At 72.1% G+C, this 23,197-nt stretch carries 21 protein-coding genes; 4 read left to right on the forward strand and 17 right to left on the reverse strand.

The genetic code is table 11. The features are described from left to right. Positions 1-42 precede the first annotated feature (42 nt). From ABH931_RS04255 to proB, 5 genes are all read right to left on the reverse strand, one after another. Positions 43-1,425, reverse strand: coding sequence for a hypothetical protein (locus ABH931_RS04255; protein ID WP_370109989.1), 1,383 nt, complete (start codon positions 1,423-1,425; stop codon positions 43-45). A 132-nt stretch (positions 1,426-1,557) separates the two neighbouring features. Then, positions 1,558-2,052: a hypothetical protein gene (locus ABH931_RS04260; RefSeq protein WP_370109990.1), complete on the reverse strand. Its 495-nt coding sequence runs from the start codon at positions 2,050-2,052 to the stop codon at positions 1,558-1,560. 72 nt (positions 2,053-2,124) lie between these two features. Then, complete coding sequence (locus tag ABH931_RS04265; RefSeq protein WP_370109992.1) at positions 2,125-3,435, reverse strand: glutamate-5-semialdehyde dehydrogenase; 1,311 nt, start codon at positions 3,433-3,435, stop codon at positions 2,125-2,127. A 289-nt stretch (positions 3,436-3,724) separates the two neighbouring features. Then, complete coding sequence (locus ABH931_RS04270) at positions 3,725-4,231, reverse strand: hypothetical protein (protein WP_370109993.1); 507 nt, start codon at positions 4,229-4,231, stop codon at positions 3,725-3,727. A gap of 58 nt (positions 4,232-4,289) precedes the next feature. After that, positions 4,290-5,423: a glutamate 5-kinase gene (proB, locus tag ABH931_RS04275; protein ID WP_370110060.1), complete on the reverse strand. Its 1,134-nt coding sequence runs from the start codon at positions 5,421-5,423 to the stop codon at positions 4,290-4,292. Between the two features lie 210 nt (positions 5,424-5,633). Here proB and ABH931_RS04280 point away from each other — a divergent pair, with 210 nt between their 5' ends. Next, positions 5,634-6,803 (forward strand): hypothetical protein, encoded by a 1,170-nt coding sequence (locus tag ABH931_RS04280; RefSeq protein ID WP_370109994.1) that lies wholly within the window; start codon positions 5,634-5,636, stop codon positions 6,801-6,803. A gap of 56 nt (positions 6,804-6,859) precedes the next feature. Here the strand turns inward: ABH931_RS04280 and obgE are convergent, their stop codons facing one another. The 8 genes from obgE to ABH931_RS04320 all read right to left on the reverse strand — a co-directional run bounded on the left by obgE (position 6,860) and on the right by ABH931_RS04320 (position 15,300). Continuing rightward, complete coding sequence (obgE, locus tag ABH931_RS04285; RefSeq protein ID WP_370109996.1) at positions 6,860-8,338, reverse strand: GTPase ObgE; 1,479 nt, start codon at positions 8,336-8,338, stop codon at positions 6,860-6,862. Positions 8,339-8,462: 124 nt separating this feature from the next. Continuing rightward, complete coding sequence (gene rpmA, locus ABH931_RS04290) at positions 8,463-8,717, reverse strand: 50S ribosomal protein L27 (protein WP_042444465.1); 255 nt, start codon at positions 8,715-8,717, stop codon at positions 8,463-8,465. A gap of 12 nt (positions 8,718-8,729) precedes the next feature. Next, positions 8,730-9,044: a 50S ribosomal protein L21 gene (gene rplU, locus ABH931_RS04295; RefSeq protein WP_370109998.1), complete on the reverse strand. Its 315-nt coding sequence runs from the start codon at positions 9,042-9,044 to the stop codon at positions 8,730-8,732. A gap of 258 nt (positions 9,045-9,302) precedes the next feature. Continuing rightward, the gene (locus ABH931_RS04300; protein ID WP_370110000.1) at positions 9,303-13,043 is read right to left on the reverse strand and encodes a ribonuclease E/G; all 3,741 of its coding nucleotides are present in this window, start codon (positions 13,041-13,043) and stop codon (positions 9,303-9,305) included. Positions 13,044-13,244: 201 nt separating this feature from the next. Beyond that, entirely contained in the window at positions 13,245-14,048 is an 804-nt protein-coding gene (locus ABH931_RS04305; protein WP_370110001.1) for a TIGR03936 family radical SAM-associated protein, read from the reverse strand. Positions 14,049-14,145: 97 nt separating this feature from the next. Beyond that, complete coding sequence (locus ABH931_RS04310; RefSeq protein ID WP_370110002.1) at positions 14,146-14,571, reverse strand: PIN domain-containing protein; 426 nt, start codon at positions 14,569-14,571, stop codon at positions 14,146-14,148. Beyond that, entirely contained in the window at positions 14,547-14,780 is a 234-nt protein-coding gene (locus tag ABH931_RS04315) for a type II toxin-antitoxin system VapB family antitoxin (protein WP_370110004.1), read from the reverse strand. The genes ABH931_RS04310 and ABH931_RS04315 overlap by 25 nt, the downstream gene beginning before the upstream one ends. Before the next feature lies 1 nt (position 14,781). Continuing rightward, a complete protein-coding gene (locus ABH931_RS04320) occupies positions 14,782-15,300 on the reverse strand; it encodes a CGNR zinc finger domain-containing protein (protein WP_370110006.1) in 519 nt (172 codons plus the stop codon). A gap of 97 nt (positions 15,301-15,397) precedes the next feature. On the opposite strand from ABH931_RS04320, the gene ABH931_RS04325 reads away from it, so the two are divergent. Beyond that, a complete protein-coding gene (locus ABH931_RS04325; RefSeq protein ID WP_370110007.1) occupies positions 15,398-15,757 on the forward strand; it encodes a VOC family protein in 360 nt (119 codons plus the stop codon). Positions 15,758-15,916: 159 nt separating this feature from the next. After that, entirely contained in the window at positions 15,917-17,068 is a 1,152-nt protein-coding gene (locus ABH931_RS04330) for a GDSL-type esterase/lipase family protein (protein ID WP_370110009.1), read from the forward strand. A gap of 41 nt (positions 17,069-17,109) precedes the next feature. Here the strand turns inward: ABH931_RS04330 and ABH931_RS04335 are convergent, their stop codons facing one another. The 3 genes from ABH931_RS04335 to ABH931_RS04345 all read right to left on the reverse strand — a co-directional run bounded on the left by ABH931_RS04335 (position 17,110) and on the right by ABH931_RS04345 (position 20,586). Then, a complete protein-coding gene (locus tag ABH931_RS04335; protein ID WP_370110011.1) occupies positions 17,110-18,033 on the reverse strand; it encodes an RNA polymerase sigma-70 factor in 924 nt (307 codons plus the stop codon). Between the two features lie 26 nt (positions 18,034-18,059). Further along, complete coding sequence (locus ABH931_RS04340) at positions 18,060-18,533, reverse strand: carboxymuconolactone decarboxylase family protein (RefSeq protein ID WP_370110013.1); 474 nt, start codon at positions 18,531-18,533, stop codon at positions 18,060-18,062. Positions 18,534-18,657: 124 nt separating this feature from the next. Then, positions 18,658-20,586: a TIGR03960 family B12-binding radical SAM protein gene (locus ABH931_RS04345; RefSeq protein ID WP_370110015.1), complete on the reverse strand. Its 1,929-nt coding sequence runs from the start codon at positions 20,584-20,586 to the stop codon at positions 18,658-18,660. Positions 20,587-20,718: 132 nt separating this feature from the next. Between ABH931_RS04345 and ABH931_RS04350 the strand changes: the two genes are divergently transcribed. Next, on the forward strand, positions 20,719-21,738 hold the full coding sequence (locus tag ABH931_RS04350) for an adenosine deaminase (RefSeq protein WP_370110017.1): 1,020 nt from the start codon (positions 20,719-20,721) through the stop codon (positions 21,736-21,738). A gap of 54 nt (positions 21,739-21,792) precedes the next feature. On the opposite strand, the gene ABH931_RS04355 is transcribed toward ABH931_RS04350, so the two are convergent. After that, positions 21,793-23,028, reverse strand: coding sequence for a hypothetical protein (locus ABH931_RS04355; RefSeq protein WP_370110019.1), 1,236 nt, complete (start codon positions 23,026-23,028; stop codon positions 21,793-21,795). Positions 23,029-23,197: the final 169 nt, after the last annotated feature.

The raw sequence follows: 23,197 nt of genomic DNA on the forward strand, positions 1-23,197 counted from the left end.
TCGTGTCTGCTGCCTTCGTGTCTGCTGCCTTCGTGTCTCCGGTCACATCACCCAGGAGAGCTGACCGCAGACGGTCCAGGCGTTGCGGGTGTGGTCGAAGGGATCGACGGCGCCCGGCGTGTCGGTGGCGCCAGGGCTGGGATGCGGGGTCGGCGTGGCCTTCGGGGACCCCTTGGCCTTCGGGCCGGCCTTCGCGGTGGTGCCCGTAGCGGCGGGGAACAGCGGCTGCAGGAAGGCACTGTTGTCCGCGTCGCAGCTGGTGGCACCGGCCTGCGTCACGGAGTCGACGACCTGGAGGCTGCCGCCCGCGATGTCGTCCGCGGTCAGCCAGTAGGTGACCGCGCGGCGCACCGCGTAGTAGACCACCGGCTGCTTCGCGGCCACCGTCGCGGACGGGGAGGCGCCGCCGGAGGCCGACGCGGACGCGGAGGCGGAGGGTGCCACCACCGGCGTCAGCGCGTAGACGAAGGTGTAGTCGCTGGTGACCTCGAGCGTCCCGGCGTCCAGCTCGCGATACGTGACCTGGTTCGTCGGGGCCGCGTCCACCAGCACCTGGCTGGAGGCGAGACGCACCTTGGACGGGTCGAACCGCACCATCCAGCCGGTGGCCAGGTGGCGCAGGTCGTTGGCGGGATGGTTCACGCTGTCGTCGAACTGGCGGTCCTGCCCCGGGGAGATGTACTGCCGCACCGCGTCGGTGTCGTGCCCGGAGATGACGCCGAGGTCGATGGAGGAGGCCTTGAGGTAGCCGAGGACGACCGTCAGCGCGGCGCTGACCTGATCGTGGGTGAAGTGGTCGGTGTGCCGCGGGTTGGGCAGGTTGAAGCCCGTCGCCCCGATCGGCAGGAACTCCGAGTCGGGCAGGCCGGCGTAGACCGGGTCGTGGCTGACCACGGCGGGCGCCGAGGCGGAGGCCGACGCACCGCCCGCGGAGGCGGAGGGACTGCCCGACGCCCCGGAGGCCCCGGAGGCCCCGGAGGCCCCCGGCGAGGCGACGGCGGAGCCGGACGCGGAACCCGAGGCCGAGGCCGAGGCCGTCGGCGCGAGGGACGGCGACAGGGCGACCGGGTTGCGGTCGGTGGGGATGCCGTCCGGGCCGGGCTGAAGCGGGATGACCTGGGAGGTGAGGTTGGCGGCGGCGCCGGTGATCGGCGGCGCGTAGGGGTGGCGCACGCCCATGTAGACGGCGGTCGCGAAGGCGAAGCCGATCAGCAGCATCAGGGCCAGGGCCTGGCGGGGCAGACCACCGCGTCCGCCCCGGCGCCGCACCGAGCGGTGCGCCCCCGAGAGGCGCTCACTGGCCGAGAGCTCCTGGATGCGCGCAGCCTGAATGAACGACTCGTCGAACACGACGGATCGGAACTCGTCCTCGCCCCCGGCGCCGCCCTCCGGCCCGCCCTCGGGGGGCTCTGCGCGGCCGCCCATGCGTCCAGGGTAAGTCGCCTCGCGCCGAAGCGGTCAGGCCCGCCCCCTAAGTTCTGCGGCCGTGACGCGATTGACGGTTCGTCACCCGACGAATTATCGCTACTTTTGTGGCAAAAGGGACATCTCGCGGCTTCAGCCGTGCGCGAGAACCGTCGCCTCGCTCGTCGGCCTGCTCTGCCCGCCGGTACCGCCCGTGCCGCCCTGCCCGCCAGGCGAGGAGGGCGCCGTCGGCGCGGGGCTGCGGTGGGTGTCGGGCGCACCGGAACCGCCCGAGGCCCGGTAGACGGCGGCAGCCGCCGCCATCACCGCGACCACACCTATGACGACGAGCATCACCCGCGCGATCATGCGGTGCCAGCCGCCGGTGTGCTCCGCCTCGTACGGCAGCGGCCGCAGCTCCAGCGGCAGGCCGTCCGGATCGTCCTCGGAGTCGTTCTGGTAGTCGACGACGGGCACCCTGGCGGGTCCGCTCAGTGCACGCTCACGCGCCGAGGGCTCGTGCACCAGGGCCGCCCGGACGAAGGCCTCGTCGAACACCACGGCCGCGAACTCCCCGCCCGGCAGGCCGTGGTCGTCGTCACCCGCGCCTTCGACGGAGTCGAAGCCGTGGCCGGGGCCGTCGGACACAGCATCAGCGTAGGGCAGCGCGCCCGCTTTGTCTGCGTCTTGCGGCCAGACGGCGGCGCGCCCCCGGCGAGGTCAGCGGCGGATGTGGCCGTCCCCCGTGACGATGTACTTCGTGGACGTCAGTTCCGGCAGTCCCATGGGTCCGCGCGCGTGCAGCTTCTGCGTCGAGATACCGATCTCGGCGCCGAAGCCGAACTGCCCGCCGTCCGTGAACCGCGTCGAGGCGTTGACGGCCACGGTGGTTGCGTCCACCAGCTGCGTGAAGCGACGCGCGGCCGACTGAGAGTTCGTCACGATCGCCTCGGTGTGCCCCGAGGTCCACAGCCGGATGTGCGCGACCGCGTCCTCCAGCGAGTCCACGACCCCGGCGGCGATGTCGTAGGAGAGGTACTCGGCCTCCCAGTCCTCGGCCGTCGCCGGCACCACCACGGCCTTGCTGCTCTCGCGCTCCGCGATGGCCTGGACGCGCGGGTCGGCGTGCACGGTGACGCCCGCGTCCGCGAGCGCGGCCAGCGCGAGCGGGACGAAGGCGTCGGCGATGTCCTTGTGGACCAGCAGGGTCTCGGCGGCGTTGCACACGCTGACCCGGTGGGTCTTGGAGTTGATCAGGATCTCCACGGCCATCGCGAGGTCCGCGTCGGCGTCCACGTAGACGTGGCAGTTGCCGGTCCCGGTCTCGATCACCGGCACCGTCGACTGCTCGACGACCGTCCGGATCAGCCCGGCGCCGCCGCGCGGGATCAGCACGTCCACCATGCCGCGCGCCCGCATCAGCTCCTGCACGCTCTCGCGGCTCTCCCCCGGCACGAGCTGGACCGCGTCCGCGGGCAGCCCGGCGCCGCCGACCGCGTCGCGGATCACCTCGACCAGCTTGCGGTTGGACGCGATGGCGGAGGAGCTGCCGCGCAGCAGGACGGCGTTGCCGGACTTCAGGCAGAGCGCTGCGGCATCCACGGTCACGTTCGGACGCGCCTCGTAGATGATCCCGACGACGCCCAGGGGCACGCGCACCTGGCGGACGTCGAGGCCGTTCGGGAGCGTGTAGCCGCGGATCACCTCCCCGACCGGGTCGGGGAGCCCCGCCACCTTGCGCACGTCGTCCGCGATCGCGGCGACCCGCTCGCGCGTCAGCGTCAGCCGGTCGATCACGGCCTCGTCCGTCCCGGCGTCCCGCGCCCGCTGCACGTCCTCGGCGTTCGCCTCGACGATCTCGCGGGTCCGCACCTGCAGCGCGTCGGCGATGGCGAGCAACGCGTCGTCCTTCGGCGTCCGCGGCAACGGCGCGATGGCCGCGGCGGCGGCCTTGGACCGGTAGGCGGCCTGCAGCACCGGAGACTTCGGCAGCGGCGAGGGCAGATCGGGCGACGGGAACTCTGTGCTCATGCGCACAGGGTACGGCTTTGAGCTGCGCCGCCCCGGGGCGTTCCCGCCGAGTGAGACGAGTCCGTTGCTCCCACCTCAGGGGCGCGAGAGTCTGCCGATGTGCGGCTCCGCCGCAGGGCGCGAGAATCCCCAGCCTTCGGCTGGCGGTGCGCCTCCGGCGTGCGGATGGTCCGGGGCGCGCAAGGCCATCCGCACGCCGGCGGTTGCTCGCGCTCACGCCGGAGGCACCTCCGGGCCGAAGGCTGGGGGAGGAGCCGCACATCGGCAGAGTCTCGCGCCCCTGTCGGGGCTAGTAGGGGTGAACGCCGCCGAGGAAGGCCGGGGGCTCGGTGTAGCCCTCGGCGATGCGTTGGTGGTAGGTCGGGCGGTCGACGACCTCGAGGCCGACGACCTCCCACGGCGGCAACCCCGCCGAGCTGCGGTGTTCGCCCCAGAGCCGGAGGGCGAGGGCCGCCGCGTCCTGGAGGGTGTCCGCCTGCTCCCAGTAGCGGATCTCCGCGTGGTCCGCGGCGTAGCGGGCCGTGAGGAACGGGGGGTGTTCGTGGGCGAGCTGTTCGAGCCCCTGCTTCAGCGAAGGCAACGGCGTGACCCGGCCCGCGACATTGAGCACCACGTGCCATATGCGGGCCCGCTGCCCGATCTCCGCGGCGCTGGAGCCGGGCTGCGGATGGCCCCCGGGTCTGGACTGCGACCCGGGAGATCCGGAATCGGCGGGCGACCCGCCGCCGGGGATGCTGGTGAGCACCACCCTGCCCTTGCCCACGGGCCCCGCGCCCGGACTGCGCCTGTAACCCACCGGCGGCCTCCTGTCGGCGATTCGTCCCCGCGGTCCCAAGGCAGCCGCCACCCGCCGTTCAGCCGGTCAGCACGACGAGGTCGTCGCGGTGCACGACCTCCCGCTCGTACGCGGGGCCCAGTTCCCGGGCCAGGTCCCGCGTCGACCGGCCGAGCAGCCGGGGAAGCTCCCTTGCATCAAAGTTGACCAGCCCGCGCGCGACGATGTGGCCGTTTTCGTCAAGAAGGTCCACCGGATCGCCCGCAGCGAAATCACCCTCAACTCCCGTCACACCGGCCGGGAGCAGGGACGTTCGCCGCTCCACGACGGCCGCGACGGCCCCCGCGTCGAGGGTGACCGCGCCCCGGGGCGAACTGGCGTGCTCCAGCCAGAGCAGGCGGTCGGCCGCCCGGCGGCCGGTGCGGTGGAAGAGCGTGCCGGTGTCCCGCCCGGCCAGCGCGTCGGCCGCGTGGCGGGCGGCGGTGAGCACCACGGGGATGCCCGCTCCGGTCGCGATCCGGGCGGCCTCGACCTTGGTGACCATGCCGCCGGTGCCCACGCCGGCCTTGCCGGCACTGCCGATCTCGATGCCCGCCAGGTCCTGCGGGCCGTGCACCTCGGCGATGCGGCTGGTGCCGGGCTTGCTCGGGTCGCCGTCGTAGAGGCCGTCCACGTCGGAGAGCAGCACCAGCAGGTCCGCGCGGACCAGGTGCGCGACGAGCGCGGCGAGGCGGTCGTTGTCGCCGAAGCGGATCTCGGCGGTGGCGACGGTGTCGTTCTCGTTGACGATCGGGACCGCGCCCATGACCAGCAGCTGCTCGAGCGTGCGGTAGGCGTTGCGGTAGTGCGCCCGGCGGCTCGCGTCGTCCGCGGTGAGCAGTACCTGGCCGACGCGCAGGCCGTAGCGGGCGAAGGAGGCGGTGTAGCGGGCGACCAGCAGGCCCTGGCCGACGCTGGCGGCGGCCTGCTGGCGGGCCAGGTCGGTGGGGCGCTTCTCCAGGCCCAGCGGGGCGAGACCGGCCGCGATGGCACCCGAGGAGACGAGCACGATCTCGACCGGCTCCTCCTCGCTGCCCTGCTCGCGGTGGCCGCGCTCGTGCGCGCGGGCCAGCACGTCGACGAGTGCGTCGACCCGGTCCGCGTCGAGGCCGCCCGCCGCGGTGGTGAGCGAGGAGGAGCCCACCTTCACCACGATCCGCCGCGCCCGCAGCACGTCTTCCCGCAGGGTGGTGCCAGTCACGCCGTCGCTCCCGTACGTCCGATACCGGTCTCAAAACTGCACTCGCTTTTTGTGACGACGTGCAATCTACGCGAAGCGGGCACCTCGGCTCACGCGGGTTTCATCCAGCGGGACAGACGGGGCGTCAGCCAAGAGTAGGGTGCCGCCTGGCGGGGACGATCTTCGCCGGATCGGGGGATCGCCGTGTTGACGGCCGTGCTGGGCTTCCTGCTGGGTGTGACCGCGGTGCTGGCGTTCCAGGGGGCACGCCGCAGACCGGCTGCCGCCGGTGAGCCCCCGCGAGCCGCCGGCCCGGTCGACCCCGTGAGCCCGGCGACGCCGACCGAGGACGAGCCCGCCTTCGCCTTCCGCCCCGCCCAGTCACCGCCGGGCCGCCGAGCGTCCGGACCGCCGCAGGACGCCGGGCCGAGCACGCTGGAGCTCGCCGTCGACGCCTTCGACGCGGAGCTGGAGGCGCTGGCCTTCACTCCGGACACCCCCGGGCTGCCGCCGCTCGCCGCGGCCGAGTTCGCCCGCGCCGTCGCCGCCCTCGGCCACGCCCGGCGGCTGGTGCGGACCGCACCCGAGGCGGAGGTGCGGCGCGCTCTCGGGGACGGGCGTGCGGCGTTGATCCGCTGGGAGGCCCGGATGGACGGCCGCCCGGTGCCCCTCGAGGGCCTGGCGGAGAACTTCTCCCGGCACACCGCCGATCTCCTGGCGGAGGGCGTCCTGCTGCCCGCCTACAGCGGTGAGCGGTTCCGCTACGGCGGCACGGTCTCCGACGACAACGTGACCGAGCTTCTGCTGGACCGTCCCGAGCCGGGCCGGGCGGTCCTGGCCCACGTCGTCGTCCGGAGCACCGACGCCACGTACCTCGGCGTCCATCTGGAGGGGGTGGAGCGCACCAAGGGCAAGCGCAAGACCGACTCGGCGCTGGCGATCCAGGGCGGTGACTACAACGGCGTGGTGTACCTGCGGGCCGGGCTGACCCATCTGATGATCAAGACCTGGGGAAGCGAAGCCGAGTGGTCCGTGCAGCTGCTGCCCGTCGACCAGGCCCCGGCGCTCTGCCCGGAGCAGGTCGGCACCTCCCACGCGGTCTTCGCGCACGACAGCGACGAGCCGCTGGCCCTGGCCTTCCAGATCAAGGGCGAGGAGAGCTGGCAGGTGCGGATCGTCTGCGCCTGCGGCGCGGAGCCGGGGCAGGCCTGCACCTGCACTCCGCGCCGTCGGCCGAAGACGCGGGAGGACCTGGAGCTCAGCGACTGCCAGGAGGGCGGCGGCACACTGCGGCTGCCCTCACGCGGGCTGGTCCTCGTGGAACCCCAGGGCCCCATGCGCTGGTCGCTCCAGCAGGTGCCGGACCAGGCCTGAGCCCGTCCGGCACCCGGCCGGACGGGCTCAGGCCCCGGACAGCGCCTAGTACACGCCTAGTACTCCTCGTCGTCCGCCTCGATGGCGTGCCGGCTCAGCGGGTCGAAGTGGGCGAACTCCTCGGCCGCCGCGTCCGCGCGCTTGGCCTCGCGCTCCTTGCGGCGGTCGACGGCCGGGCGCGGGGCCTCGAAGCGGTGGTCCTCGCCGCGGCGGCCGAGCATCTCGGCACCGGCGGCCATGGACGGCTCCCAGTCGAAGACGACCGCGTTCTCGGTGGCGCCGATGACGACGGTGTCGCCCTCGCGGGCACCGGCCTTGGCCAGGGCCTCCTCGACACCGAGACGGTTGAGCCGGTCGGCGAGGTAGCCGACGGCCTCGTCGTTGCTGAAGTCCGTCTGCTTGACCCAGCGCTCCGGCTTGGGGCCGGTGACGCGGTAGAGGTCCTCGTCCTGGTCGTAGACGACCTCGAAGCCCGCGTCGTCCACGGCCTTCGGGCGGATGACGATGCGGGTGGCCTCCTCGACCGGCTTTGCGGCGCGCGCCTCGGCGACGATCCTGGCCAGGGCGAAGGAAAGCTCCCGCAGGCCCATGTGGGCGACCGCGGAGACCTCGAAGACCACGTAGCCGCGCTCCTCCAGGCTCGGGCGGACGATGTCGGCCAGGTCCTGCCCGTCCGGGATGTCGATCTTGTTGAGGACGACGATGCGCGGTCGGTCCTCCAGACCGCCGTACTGCTTGAGCTCCTCCTCGATCATGTCGAGGTCGGAGAGCGGGTCGCGGTCGGACTCCAGGGTGGCGGTGTCGAGGACGTGGACCAGCACCGAGCAGCGCTCGACATGGCGCAGGAACTCCAGGCCGAGGCCCTTGCCCTGGCTCGCGCCGGGGATCAGACCGGGCACGTCGGCGATCGTGAAGACGGTCGAACCGGCGGTCACCACACCGAGGTTGGGGATCAGGGTGGTGAACGGGTAGTCGGCGATCTTCGGCTTGGCGGCGGACAGCACCGAGATCAGCGAGGACTTGCCCGCGCTCGGGTAGCCGACCAGGGCCACGTCGGCGACGGACTTGAGCTCCAGCACGATGTCGGCGTCGTCGCCCGGCTCGCCGAGCAGCGCGAAGCCCGGCGCCTTGCGGCGGGCGGAGGCCAGCGCCGCGTTGCCGAGGCCGCCGATGCCGCCCGCGGCGGCGACGTAGGAGGTGCCGTTGCCGATCAGGTCGGCCAGCACGTTGCCGCGCTTGTCCATGACGACGGTGCCGTCCGGCACGAGCAGGACCAGGTCCTCGCCCTCGGCGCCGGTCCGGTTGCCGCCCGCGCCCGGCTTGCCGTTGCCGGCCTTGCGGTGGGGGTGGTGGTGGTACTCGATCAGCGTGGTGACCTGGGGGTCCACCAGGAGCGTGACACTGCCGCCACGGCCGCCGTTGCCGCCGTCCGGGCCGCCCAGCGGCTTGAACTTCTCGCGGTGTACGGAGGCGCAGCCGTGGCCCCCGTTGCCCGCGGCGACGTGCAGTTCGACGCGGTCGACGAAGGTGGTCATGATGCGGGCGCCTCTCGATCGGCGGAAAGAAACTACGGTCTTCTCAAACACCAAGGGTGGACCGGAATGTTCCGATCCACCCTCAGCGAGGTACTGCTACGTCCTGCGTGTCGGCCTAAGAAGCTCAGGCGACCGGGACGATGTTGACGACCTTGCGGCCACGGCGCGTGCCGAACTCCACGGCACCGGCCTGGAGCGCGAACAGCGTGTCGTCGCCGCCACGGCCGACGCCCGCACCCGGGTGGAAGTGGGTGCCACGCTGGCGGACCAGGATCTCGCCCGCGTTGACGACCTGGCCACCGAAGCGCTTCACGCCGAGGCGCTGAGCGTTCGAGTCACGACCGTTGCGAGTGGAACTCGCACCCTTCTTGTGAGCCATGTCCCTCGCCCCTTACTTCGCCGAGTCGATGCTGGTCACGCGGAGCGCGGTGTGGCGCTGACGGTGGCCCATACGCTTCTTGTAACCGGTCTTGTTCTTGTACTTCTGGATGCGGATCTTCTCGCCCTTGTGGTGGTCGACCACCTCGGCGCGAACCTTCACACCCGCCAGGACCCACGGGTCGCTGGTGATGCTCTCACCGTCGACGACCAGGATCGTCGAGAGCTCAACGGTCTCGCCAACCTTGGCGTCGACCTTGTCAGCCTCGAAAACATCGCCGACGGCAACCTTGTGCTGCCGTCCGCCGCTACGCACGATCGCGTACACGTTGAACCCTTCTCGATTCGGTCGGATCCTCTGACGCCAGCCACACCGGTCCGAATACCCGGGGGCCTCTTCCCGATCAAGACACCAGGAAGGGAGTTGCTCAGAAGTCGGCGCAACTCGCAGATTGCAAAGCACGCCGAGGGTCAAGACTACGGAAGCCAGGAGCCCGGGTCAAACCGGCCCCTATACCCCCGACCGTGCCATCGACGCAGCTCGGGGCCGGTCCGCGACGGCGGACCGGCCCCGAGGCGCTGCTCGTTACTCCGACGCCGGCGAGGCCTCGGGCTCGCTCGCGGCGGCCTTCTTCGAGGTCCGCTTGGTGGCCGTCTTCTTCGCGGCCGTCTTCTTGGCCGCGACCTTCTTGGCCGCCACCTTGCGCGCGGCGCGCTTGCGGGCGGGCGCGGCCGGGGTCTCGGCGGTGTCGGCGGTCTCCACCGCGTCGACCTCGGCACCCTCCACCGGAGCCTCCGCACCGGCCGGCGCGGCGACAGCCTCGGCGGCCTCCACGATCGGCAGGGGATGCTGCTCGACGACCGTCCCGGCGGTGGCCTCGCTCGGGATCACGACCACGGCCGGCTCGGCGCCGACCGTCGTCGTGGCCTTGCGGACCGCGCGGCGGCGGGTGCGGCCGCGGGTCGCCGGGGCCTCGATCATCGCGTCGACCAGTGCCTCGGCCTCCGCCTGCGCGGCGGCGTCGACCACGGGAGCGGCGGACGCGGCCACGACCGCCTCGATCGTCAGCGGCGCGGGCTCGGCGACGACGGCCTGCACCGTCACCGGCTCGGCCTCGACGAGCTCGATCTCCTCGTGCTCGTGGTCGGCGTGCGCGTGGTCCTCGTGCTCGTGGACCTCGGCTGCCTCACCGGCACCGCCCCGGCCGCGGCGGCGACGCTTGGAGCCGCCCTCCTCGGCCTGCTGCGCCTGACCGCCACCGACACCCGGCTTCGGGCCGGCGAAGCCCTTGGGCGCGGGCGCGGCCTGGTCCATGTGGACGATGACGCCGCGACCGTTGCAGTGGACACAGGTCTCGGAGAAGGACTCCAGCAGACCCTGGCCGACCCGCTTGCGGGTCATCTGCACCAGGCCCAGCGAGGTCACCTCGGCCACCTGGTGCTTGGTCCGGTCCCGGCCCAGGCACTCCAGCAGGCGGCGCAGCACCAGGTCGCGGTTGGACTCCAGCACCATGTCGATGAAGTCGATCACGACGATGCCGCCGAGGTCCCGCAGTCGGAGCTGGCGGACGATCTCCTCCGCGGCCTCGATGTTGTTGCGGGTGACCGTCTCCTCCAGGTTGCCGCCCTGGCCGGTGAACTTGCCGGTGTTGACGTCGACGACGACCATCGCCTCGGTCTTGTCGATCACCAGCGAACCGCCGGAGGGCAGCCAGACCTTGCGGTCCAGAGCCTTCATCAGCTGCTCGTCGATCCGGTACGTCGCGAAGATGTCGACCTCGGAGGTCCACTTCTGAAGGCGCGGCGTCAGGTCCGGGGCGACGGAGGAGACGTACTCGTGGATGGTGGTCCACGCGGTCTCGCCGGACACGATGACCTTGGAGAAGTCCTCGTTGAAGATGTCGCGGACCACACGGACGGTCATGTCCGGCTCGCCGTACAGGAGAACCGGGGCGTTGCCGCTGTTCGCCTTCTTCTGGATGTCCTCCCACTGCTGCTGCAGTCGCAGGACGTCACGGGTCAGCTCCTCCTCGGAGGCGCCCTCGGCGGCCGTGCGCACGATGACGCCGGCGTCGTCCGGGACGATCTTCTTGAGGATGGACTTCAGGCGCGCGCGCTCGGTGTCGGGCAGCTTGCGGCTGATGCCGGTCATCGAGCCCTCGGGCACGTAGACCAGGTAGCGGCCGGGCAGCGAGATCTGGCTGGTCAGGCGGGCGCCCTTGTGGCCGATCGGGTCCTTGGAGACCTGGACCAGGACGGACTGACCGGACTTCAGCACCGACTCGATCCGGCGGGGGCCGTTCTTCAGCCCCAGCTGGGAGAAGTTGACCTCACCGGCGTACAGGACGGCGTTGCGGCCCTTGCCGATGTCGACGAAGGCGGCCTCCATCGACGGCAGCACGTTCTGGACCTTGCCCAGGTACACGTTGCCGACGTAGGAGCTGGCCTGCTCCTTGTTGACGTAGTGCTCGACGAGGACGTTGTCCTCCAGCACGCCGATCTGGGTGCGCTCGCCCGACTGGCGGACGACCATGACGCGCTCGACGGCCTCGCGGCGGGCCAGGAACTCGGCCTCGGTGATGATCGGGACGCGGCGGCGGCCCTGCTCGCGGCCCTCGCGGCGGCGCTGCTTCTTCGCCTCCAGGCGGGTGGAGCCCTTGATGGACTGCACCTCGTCCGGGTCGAACGGCGCCTCGGCGGTGCGGCGGCGCGGCTCGCGCACCTTGACGACGGTGCGCTCGGGGTCGCCGTCGGTGGGCTCGGCCTCGACGGCACTGTCCCCGCTACGGCGACGACGACGGCGACGACGGCGGCTGGAGGCGGACAGGGCCTCGCCGAGCTCGTCGTCCTCGCCCTCCTCGTCCTCCTCGCCGTCCTCGGCCTCGGTGGACTCGTGGTCCTCGATGTCACCCTCGCCCCGGCGACGGCGACGGCCGCCACGGCGGCGACGGCGGGAGGGTCGACCCTCCTCGGTGTGCTGCTCCTCGGCCTCGGCGGCCTCGTCGTCCTCGTCCTCGTCCGCGTCGTCCTCCGTCTGCTCGACGGTGACGAAGGCGGGCGAGGTCGCCCGGCGGCGACGGCGGCGGCCGAAGGACGGCTCCTCCGCCTCCGCCTCCTCGTGCTCCTCCTCGTGCTCCTCCTCGGCGGCCAGCGGCTCGCGCGTGGCGACCTGCTCGAAGACGGCGGACTCGGTCGGCACGGCGGGCGCGGCGGCCCGGCGGCGGGCGCGGCGGCGACCGGTGGTCGCCTCCTCGACGGCCTCCTCGACGGCTTCGACGCTCTCGGCCGTCTCGACCTCGACCGCGGCGGCGGGCGCCTCGACCCGGCGACGGCCGCGACGACGCGGCTCGGCGGCGGCCTCGTCCGGCACGACGAAGGCGGCGGCCGGCGCGGTGCGCCGCTCGACCACGGCGGGCGCGGCCTGCTCGGCGGCGGGCTCGGGTGCCTGGAACACCGGCGCCTGGAAGACGGCGGTCGCGGGACGCACGGCACGCCGACGGGACCGCGGCGCGGGCTCCTCCGAGGTGGGCGCGGCCTGCTCGGCGGCGGGCGCGACAGCGGCGGCGGCGCGTTGCCGCAGCGCGGCCAGGCGGCGCTCCAGCTCGCTCCCGGCCGCGACGGCCATGCCGCCGGTCACCCGGGCGACCAGGTCCCCGACCAGCGCCTCGAGCTGCGTCCCGGGCACCAGCCCGGCCTCGACCTGCTGCTCGACCTGGTCCAGCTCACCCAGCAGCGCGAGGCTGTCGGCGGGCGCGGCGGCAGCGGGGACGGCGGCAGCGGCCGGAGCCTCAGCGGCTTCGCCGCTCTCGGCGGCGGCAGCGACGTCGGCCGGAACGGCCTCGGCCTTCTTGCGGGTACGACGAGCACGCTTGCGCGGCTCGGGGGCTTCGTCGGCCGGAGCGGCCTCAGCAGTGGAGCCGGAGCCGGCGGCAGCGGCCTCGGCGGCGGAGCCGGTGGCCTGCGCCGCCTCGGTGGCGGAGCCCGAGGCCTGTCCGGCGGAGCCGGCGGAGGTCTCGGTGGCGGCCTCGCCGCCTTCGGTGGCGGCCGGCTCGGCCTTCTTGCGGGTGCGGCGGGCACGCTTGCGCGGCTCCGGCGCCTCGTCGGCCGCGGCAGCAGCAGCGGTCTCCGTAGCGGGCGCCGGCTCGGAGGAAGCCGGGGCGGCCTCGGCCGGAGCGGGCGTCACGGCCTCGGCGGCCGGGGCGTCCTTGGCCGGCGGGCCGGCCGGGCGGGAGGCGGCGCGACGGCGGCGCGGGGCGGCCTTGGGGGCAGCCTGCGTATCGCTCTGGTCGCGCTGTTCGTTGTTCTCGTTGTCGGTGATGTCGGGCATGCGGGCGGTTCTCCCGTCACGCCCCCGGGCGCCGCGCCGGTGGGGCGGGCGCCGCACGGGGGCTCACGTATGTCGTAGTGGCGCCCCCGCGGGGTTCGCGGGCGTGCCGAAGTCTTCTGGACGCACCCCTCGACCCGGCCCCGGATGGCTCCCAGGGCGCCGGTCGGGCGCCGACGACGCCGCGTCGACGACCCGTCGCCGCTACGCGAGCTCCGGCCGGGCCTCCTCGGAACCAAAGGCTCCAAGGGCCGCGGCCGCATCGCGGTCGGACGCGAACGGGTCGGTCACCGCACCGGACTCCTCGTCGAGCGGCCCCTGCGCCAGCCTGGTCACCCCAGCGGGGACCGGCAGCGCGAGGTCGGCCGTCGCACGAAGCCCGGTCAGGACGTCGTCGGGTCGGACGGCGGGTGTTGCGTGCCGAACAACCAGCCGCAGTATCGCACAGGCGCGGCCTGCGGGGATATCGGTCGTACTTTCCGGTAGGGCGGGCGCACCCGCGTCCACCTGGGCATCCACAACCTGCAGCGAGATCACCGCGCCGCGCGCGTCGAAGCTGCGCAGGCCGTTCTTGGTCTGCCGCTCCACGATGACCTCGTCGGCGGCGAGGAACGCGGTGACGGCGGTGCGGGCGGCGTCGGGCTCGACACCGTCCAGCTTGAGCTGCCAGACCGAGGCCTGGAGCCGCTCCATGAAGTCCTTGTGGTGCACCTCGACCGCGTCGATCACGTCCAGGCCCGTCGGCAGCGACTCGTCCAGCTGCTTGCGCAGCAGCTCCGGGTCGCGGTGCTCGGCGAGGGCGAGCTCGACGTACTCCGCCTCACTCGCGGCACCGGTGGGCGCGGCGTTCATGAAGCTGATCCGGGGGTGGGGGGTGAAGCCGGCGGAGTACGCCATCGGGACGGCGGAACGCCGCAGCGCGCGCTCCAGGGCCCGCTGGAAGTCGCGGTGACTGGTGAAGCGGAGGCGCCCGCGCTTGGTGTAGCGGAGACGGATCCGCTGGACCACGGGGGCGGGCGGCGGACCATCGGGCGTGCGGCGTGCCAGTGCGCTCAGTCCTTCGGGAGTAGGGGCGGTGGTGCGCCTACAAGGGTACGCGGGCGCGTCAGTCGATCGAGCCGGGTTCGGCGAGCCACTGCACGGGCTGACCGGCCGCCCGGCCGACGGCGTCGACCTCGCGGTCGTAGTGCAGGAGGGTCAGCCCGTGGTGCCGGGCGGTGGCCGTGAGCAGCAGCGGGGCCAGGCCGGCCGACCGATGGGTGCCCGCCTGCTGAAGTCGGCCCTGCGCCGTCCGGGCGTCGGACCAGACCGAATCGGGGATCGGCCACCAGGTGTAGGCGGCCTCGAGGCCGGCCCGCACCCGCGCGTACTCCTCGCCGGACCGGGCCGAGCGCAGCAGGTCGAGCGCGGTGAGCTCGCAGATGCCGATCCGACCGGAGGTGAGGGGTTCGCGCCAGGCGTCGATCACGTCCGGGCGCATCATCCGGCCGATGGCCGAGACGTCGATCAGGTAACCGTCCGCTCCGGACAAGGCCGGTCGCCTCCTTCGGGCCGCATGGAGGCGTCGAAGGCACCGGCCTGGAAAAGCCGGATCATCTGCTCCAGGCCCCGCTCACGCCTCGCCCGTGCCCCCGTCTCCCGGAGCGCGGCATTGACCGTGTCCTTCTTGGTCCTGGTGCCGAGAACCTCGGCCGCGAAAGCCAAGGCCTCTTCGTCCAGGTCGATCAGGGTCTTCGCCATGCTATTCAGCATATTCGGACGAGGGGACTGCAGAAACATTTCCGCGTGCCCGGTAGGCGCGCATCTTCGCGCGACTTCCGCATACGGCCATGCTGCACCAGCGGCCCCGCCCCGCCGGTGAGCGGTCGTAGTAGAGCCAGCGGCAGTCCTCCGCCGCGCAGGCCTTCATCCGCAGCCAGTCCTTGCCGGAGGCGGCGATGGCCGCCGCGACCTGGGCAAAGAGCTGCTCGGTGGGCGGCAGACCGGGCGCGGGGACGAGGTCCGCGCTGCCGTCGGCCCGAGGCGCGAGGACAAGCGGGGCAGTCGCCAGCAGGTCGCTACATATGCGGATGGACTCATCAGGGATATCCAATCCCGCATGGTCCATGCATACCTCGCGCAGCAGCTCGCGGAAGACAAGGGCTCGGTCGAGCGCGACCCCCGGCGCCACGAAGGCCGCCAACTCGTCCGCCCCGGTCTCCACGTCCAGCGTGTTCACCAGGTCCTGGACGAGCCGCAGCGGCTCCGGGGCATCTCCCATGGTTGCGATGTTACCGATTCTGCGGCAGCATCCAGTAACGCCAGCGGTTACCCATAGACCGCATCAACAGGTAACACCAGGTACCAGGAGGCTCGACGTGATCGGCACTCTCCGCGCCTACGCCCTCGACTGCCCGGACCCCCGCGCGCTCGCCGGCTTCTACGCCGGACTCGTCGGCGGCAAGATCGTCGAGGAGGACGACGAATGGGTGGAACTGGTCGGCGACCACGGCCCGACCCTCGCCTTCCAGCGGGTGGAGGGCTTCCGCGCCCCCGCGTGGCCCACGCAGGACGCTCCGCAGCAGGGCCATCTCGACATCGGTGTCACGGACCTCGACGCCGCGCAGGCGCAGGTGCTGGAGCTGGGCGCGACCCTGCTGGAGGACTGGAACGGCACCAAGGGATGGCGGGTCTTCGCCGACCCGGTCGGCCATCCGTTCTGCCTCTGCGCCTGCTGAATCGCATTTTCGCTCCGGAAAGGGGCGTAAATACCAGCCACCCCTTTCCGGAGGATCCGTCAAGAAATAAACAGCGTGGTTACCTTGCGGTAGCAATCAGCCGTGTGTCAGATTCTGCGCACCGGCCGGTGAACCCCACCCCTCACCTGGAGTTCACCCATGAATGGCTCCACCACCAGAGTGGTGCGACTCGCCGTCGCATCGCTGACCATCGGCTTCACGCTTTTCAACGGAACCGGCGCCGCACACGCCAGCGCCGGTTCCGGCCCCGCCGCCGTCGTCTCCATGGGCGACAGCTACATCTCCGGAGAGGCAGGTCGCTGGCAGGGCAACAGCGACGACACCTCCGGCAGCCGCGACGGCACCGACCGCGCCTACGTCAACGGCGGCTACGACCCCACCGTCGTCTACGGCTCGACCTACTCCAGCGGGTGCGACCGCTCGGACACGGCCGAGATCAACAGCGCGAGCGGCCTGAACGCCACCCGATTCAACCTCGCCTGCTCCGGCGCCACCACGGCGAACGTGCTGCGCGCCGCCGACGGCGGCACCTCGTTCAAGGGCGAGGCCCCGCAGGCCGACCAGCTCGCCCAGATCGCCGCGTCGAACGACGTCAAGACGATCGTGCTCTCGATCGGCGGCAACGACCTCGGCTTCACCAGCGTGATCACCAGCTGCGTGGAGGACTACGAGGTCTGGTACAGCTACTGCCACGGCTCCCAGCAGCAGAAGATCGCCGCCGCCCTCCCGGGCGCGATGGCAGGCGTCGGCAAGGCGATCGACTCGGTCAACGCCGCGATGGCCTCGGACGGCTACGCCCCCGGCAGCTACCGGATCATCCTCCAGTCCTACCCCTCCCCCATCCCCCGCAGCAGCGAGACCCGCTACCCCGAGAGCGGCTGGAGCCGCACCAGCACCGGCGGCTGCCCGTTCTGGGACGGCGACCTCGACTGGGCCAGGGACACCCTGATCCCCGAGATCTCCTCCGGTCTGCGCAGCGTCGCCGACGCCAAGGGCGTCCAGTTCCTCGACCTGCAGAACGCCCTCCAGGGCCACGAGGTCTGCTCCAGCAGCGCCCAGCTGGCGACGTCCACCCAGGCGCCGTCCGCCGCGACCAGCGAGTGGGCCAGGTTCCTCACCACCGGCGCCACCCAGGGCACCATGCAGGAGTCCTTCCATCCCAACGCCTACGGCGAGCAGGCCTTCGGCCAGTGCCTCAGCCTGATCAGCGCCCAGGCGTCCGGCGACTGGTCCTGCACGGGCGCTGCCGGGATCGAACCCTCCGGCATGACGCTCAGCTCCCTGCCCTGACCGGGCCGGCCCCGCGTCCGTCCGTCCGGGCGGACGCGGGGTCACTCCGTCAGGCGGCGCGCGTCCCTGAACTCTCGCGAGAGCGCCCAGGGGTCGGCGACCGGGCCGACGTGCCCGAGCTTCTCGGGGTTGAGCACCAGGCGGATCGCCTGGATCTGCCCCTCCCGCACCTCCAGTGCCATGGCCTGCAGCACCAGCCCGGACCGGTCCCGGAAGATCGCGCCCGGCTGCCCGTTGATCTCGTGCGGCTGCACGGTGACGTCCAGCCGGGCCAGCACCGGGAAGACCGTACCGAGCAGACGGGCCACCTTCTCGCTGCCCATGATCGCCCGCGCCAGCTGCGGCGCCTTGCCACCGCCGTCGCCGACCATCGACACGTCCGCGGCCAGCAGGTCCTGGAGACCGCCGACGTCCCCCTCGGCGAGCGCCTCGAAGAACCGCGCCGCGAGTTCGTCGCGCTCCTTGCGCTCCGCCTCGAAGCGCGGACGGCCCGCCTGCATGTGCCGCCGCGACCGCACCACCAGCTGACGGCAGGCAGCCTCGGACCGACCCACCGCCGCCGCGATCTCGTCGAACCCGAACCCGAACACCTCCCGCAGCACGAACACCGCCCGCTCCAGCGGGCTGAGCCGCTCCAGCAGGAGCAACGCGGCCATCGACACCGAGTCGGCCAGCTCCGCCGCCCGCTCCGGATCCTGGTACGGATCCTCCAGCAGCGGCTCGGGGAACCACGGCCCGACGTACTCCTCCCGCCGGACCCGCGCCGAACGCAGCACGTCGATCGAGATCCGGGTCACCACGGCGGACAGGAACGCCTTGGCCGAGGCGGGCTCGGTCGGGGACGCCTCGAAGCGCAGCCAGCTCTCCTGGACCGCGTCCTCGGCCTCCGCCACACTGCCCAGGATCCGGTAGGCGATGGAGAACAGCAGCGGTCGCAGCTCCTCGAAGTCCTCGACCTTGCCCATGTCCGCGACCCCCTGCTGACGTGATCTCAGTGTGCCTGTCCCGCCTGGTAGTTTCCCCCGGGCCGGCGGGTGAGGATGTTCATCCGGTTGGCCAGGTTCATGAACGAGACCAGCAGCACGAGTGCGGCGAGCTGACCCTCGTCGTAGTGCTTCGCGGCGTTCGCCCACACCTCGTCGCTGACGCCCTGCCCCGCGTCCGCCACCCGCGTGCCCTCCTCGGCGAACTCCAGCGCGGCCCGCTCGTCCTCGGTGAACACCGTGGCCTCCCGCCACGCCGCGACCAGGTGCAGCCGCAGGTGGCTCTCCCCCGCCGCTGCGGCCTCCTTGACGTGCATGTCGATGCACCCGGCGCACCCGTTGATCTGGCTCACCCGCAGCGAGACCAGCTCCTGCGTCACGGCCGGCAGCGCGGTGCCCCGCAGCTCCTTGCCCGCCGCCATCAGGTACTTGAGGGCCTTGCCGGTGGCCGGCTCGGTGAGGAAGTCCAGTCGCGCGTTCATGGGGTGCTCCCTGTGTCGTCCCGTTCGCTTCCGTACACGGGACGAGACAGCGCACGCTCCTGTGACACGGGAACGCGAAAGGCCGGCCCTGTCGCCACGACAGGACCGGCCTTTAAGCCGAGTGCTACTTGTTGACGACCGTCAGGGGCAGCATCTTCTGCCCGGTGGGCCCGATCTGGATACTCGTCTGCATCTGCGGGCACACGCCACAGTCGAAGCACGGGGTCCAACGGCAGTCGTCGACCTCGACCTCCTCCAGGGCGTCCTGCCAGTCCTCCCAGAGCCAGTCCTTGTCCAGGCCCGAGTCCAGGTGGTCCCAGGGCAGGACCTCCTCGTACTGCCGCTCGCGGGTGGTGTACCAGGCGACGTCGACGCCGGTGCCGGCCAGGCCCTTCTCGGCGCTGCGGATCCAGCGGTCGTAGGAGAAGTGCTCGCGCCAGCCGTCGAAGCGGCCGCCGTCCTCGTAGACGGCGCGGATGACCGCGCCCACGCGGCGGTCGCCGCGGGAGAGCAGGCCCTCGATCAGGCCAGGCTTGCCGTCGTGGTAGCGGTAGCCGATGTTGCGGCCGTACTTGCGGTCGCCGCGGATCGCGTCGCGCAGCTTGATCAGGCGCTCGTCGGTCTCCTCGACTCCCAGCTGCGGCGCCCACTGGAACGGCGTGTGCGGCTTGGGCACGAAGCCGCCGATGGAGACGGTGCAGCGGATGTCGTTGGTGCCGGTGACCTCGCGGCCCTTGGCGATGACGCTCTTCGCCATCTCGGCGATCTGCATCACGTCCTCGTCGGTCTCCGTCGGGAGCCCGGCCATGAAGTAGAGCTTCACCTGGCGCCAGCCGTTGCCGTAGGCGGCGGCGACCGTGCGGATGAGGTCCTCCTCGGACACCATCTTGTTGATCACCTTGCGCAGGCGCTCGCTGCCGCCCTCGGGCGCGAAGGTCAGGCCGGAGCGGCGACCGTTGCGGGAGAGCTCGTTGGCGAGGTCGATGTTGAAGGCGTCGACACGGGTGGACGGCAGCGAGAGGCCGACCTTGTCGTCCTCGTAGCGGTCGGCCAGGCCCTTGGCGATGTCGCCGATCTCGGTGTGGTCGGCGGAGGAGAGCGACAGCAGGCCGACCTCCTCGAAGCCGGTGGCCTTCAGACCCGCCTCGACCATCTCGCCGATGCCGGTGATGGAGCGCTCGCGCACCGGGCGGGTGATCATGCCCGCCTGGCAGAAGCGGCAACCGCGGGTGCAGCCGCGGAAGATCTCCACCGACATGCGCTCGTGGACCGTCTCCGCGAGCGGCACCAGCGGCTGCTTCGGGTAGGGCCACTCGTCGAGGTCCATGACGGTGTGCTTGGACACCCGCCACGGCACGCCCGGACGGTTCGGCACCACGCGGGCGATGCGGCCGTCCGGCAGGTACTCGACGTCGTAGAAGCGCGGGATGTAGACGCCGCCGGTGCGGGCGAGGCGCAGCAGCACCTCGTCGCGGCCGCCGGGACGGCCCTCCGCCTTCCAGGCGCGGATGATCTCGGTCATGTCGAGGACGGCCTGCTCGCCGTCACCGACGACGGCCGCGTCGATGAAGTCCGCGATCGGCTCCGGGTTGAACGCGGCATGGCCGCCCGCGAGGACGATCGGGTCGTCCAGCGTGCGGTCGGCGGCGAGCATCGGGATGCCGGCGAGGTCCAGGGCGGTGAGCATGTTCGTGTAGCCGAGCTCGGTGGAGAAGCTCAGGCCGAACACGTCGAAGGCCTTGACCGGGCGGTGGGCGTCGACGGTGAACTGCGGGACGCCGTGCTCGCGCATCAGCGCCTCGAGGTCCGGCCAGACGCTGTAGGTGCGCTCGGCCAGGACCCCCTCGCGCTCGTTGAGCACCTCGTAGAGGATCATGACGCCCTGGTTGGGCAGGCCGACCTCGTACGCGTCGGGGTACATGAGGGCCCAGCGGACATCGCAGGCGTCCCAGTCCTTGACGGTCGAGTTGAGCTCGCCGCCGACGTACTGGATCGGCTTCTGGACGTGCGGGAGGAGGGCCTCCAGGCGCGGAAAGACCGACTCGACAGACATGAAAGGCAAGGACTTTCGTGTGGACACCGGGGTGACCCTCAAGGTTACCGCAGCGATTAAGGTAAGTGGTTTGACCCGAATGTCCCGCACCAGTCCTGTCGACCGCACGCACGCGAACCGAGGAAGATCACTGTGTCGCCCATCCCCACAGCGGCTGTGCCCCCACTCCCCAAAGCGGAGCTGCACCTGCACATCGAGGGCACGCTGGAGCCCGAGCTCGCGTTCAAGCTGGCGCACCGCAACGGGGTGGACCTCCCCTACGCCGACCCGGAGCAGCTACGGGCCGCCTACGCCTTCTCCGACCTTCAGTCCTTCCTGGACCTGTACTACCAGCTGATGGACGTGCTGCGGACCGAGGACGACTTCACGGCCCTCGCCGAGGCCTACCTGGCGCGGGCCGAGCGCGAGGGCGTCCGGCACGCGGAGATCTTCTTCGACCCGCAGGCGCACACCTCGCGGGGCGTGGAGCTGGACGTGGTGGTGCGCGGCCTGCGTCGCGCGCTGGACGCGTCGCAGGAGCGCCACGGCATCAGCACCAAGCTGATCATGTGCTTCCTGCGGGACCTCCCGCAGGAGTCCGCGCTGGCCACGTTCGAGGCCTGCCGTCCGTACTTCGGCACGGCGATCGCGGGCGTCGGGCTGGACTCGGCGGAGGTCGGCAACCCGGCGTCGAAGTTCGCGGACGTCTACCGGCTGGCGCGGGAGGCCGGGCTGCGGCTGGTCGCCCACGCGGGCGAGGAGGGCGGCCCCGACTACGTCTGGGAGGCGCTGGACGTGCTGGGGGTCGAGCGGATCGACCACGGCATCCGCGCGATCGAGGACCCGAAGCTGGTGGACCGCCTGGTGCGGGACCGGATCCCGCTCACGGTCTGCCCCTTCTCGAACGTCCGGCTGCGGTGTGTGGACACCCTGGCCGAACACCCGCTGCCCGCGATGCTCGCGGCCGGGCTGCTGGTGACGATCAACTCGGACGACCCCGCGTACTTCGGCGGGTACGTGGACGAGAACTTCGTCGCCGTGGGCGAGGTACTGGGGCTGAGCGAGGACCAGCTGCGGCTGCTGGCACGCAACTCCTTCGAGGCCTCGTTCCTGGAGGACGACGAGGAGCGGCGCCGCAAGCTGCTGGCCGAGGTGGAGTCGTACCGGTTCTGACCTCCGCGTCGCGAGCCCGCCCCGCAGCTCTCGCGGGGCGGGCTCGCCTCCGGATCAGGGTTGCAGCTCGCGAGCGACCCGCTTCTCCGGCTCGGAGAGGGAGAGGGACCGGGTCTTGGTCGGCTGCACCGAAATCGGTGTCGACGGGAAGTTCGTGCAGGAGACGGGCGACATGTCGGTGGCAAAGGTGCAGGTGGTCGCGTAGACCACGCCGGTCGCGGTGATCGCGTCCACGAGAATCGTGTGCCCCTGGTCCGCCACGGCCACCCCACAGGCGGAGACGCCGGTCGGCAACGCAGGGCTGGTCCAGGTGGTCGCGCCGGGGGGCATGGGGTTGACCTTCGCGGAACCCACATCGACATGGCCGGGGGTGCCCTTGACCACGGCGGTGTAGAGGAAGTCGCCGTGCACGACGGAGTCGATGGTGACGCAGGGACCCGTGGCACCGGTCGCACCCGTGGCACCGGTGGCGCCCGTGCCCGTGGCGCCGGTCGGGCCGGTGGGGCCCGTCGCACCCGTGGCACCGGTGGCACCCGTCGCACCCGTCGCACCCACACCCGTGGCACCGGTGGCACCCGTGACACCCACGCCCGTCGCACCCGTCACGCCGGTGGCACCCGTCACACCTGTCACGCCCGTGGCACCGGTCGCCCCGGTGACACCGACGCCGGTGGCACCCGTCGCACCCGTCACGCCGGTGGCACCCGTCACACCTGTCACGCCGGTGACACCCGTGGCACCGGTCGCCCCGGTGACACCGACGCCGGTGGCACCCGTCGCACCCGTGGCACCTGTCACGCCGGTCGCACCCGTCGCCCCGGTGACACCCACGCCGGTCGCACCCGTCGCGCCGGTGACACCGATACCGGTGGCCCCGGTCACACCCGTGGCGCCCGTCGCACCCGTCGCCCCGGTCACGCCGGTGCTCGGGCCCGTCGCGCCCGTGGCGCCGGTGGCGCCTGTCGCGCCCGTGACGCCCACGCCGGTGGCACCGGTCGCGCCCTTCGGGCCGGTGGCGCCCTTGGCTCCCGGCGGGCCCTTCGGGCCCTTGGGGCCGGGCGGGCACTTGCAGTGCTTCTCGTGGTGGCACGGCGGCGGCTTCGGCTTGTTCCAGTTCGGCGTCACCGCCGCCCGGTGCACGACCGCGGGCACGACGGCGGGAACAACCGCCGCGGGCGCCTTCAGCACCACGGAGGTGTGCGTCGCCGCGAGATCCGCGGCGAGCGCCGTCACCTGCGGCGTGAGCAGCGCCCCCGTGAGCGCGGCGGCGCCGCCGACGCCCACGACCACGCGAGCGAACGTGCGCGGGATGGATCTGGAGCCCTGGTGGTCCGAATTCACTTCTGCCTGCCTTCGCCGAGGGATCGACCTTGCTGTCGAGGCGTCAGATCCCACGCGGCGAGCAGTGAATATCACAATATGACTGTCGGGTACTCGCTCGGCCTACAGTTGCCAGCCG

Origin of the sequence: Streptacidiphilus sp. MAP12-33 (assembly GCF_041261265.1) — a bacterium.
In the GTDB taxonomy this organism is placed as follows: Bacteria; Actinomycetota; Actinomycetes; order Streptomycetales; family Streptomycetaceae; genus Streptacidiphilus.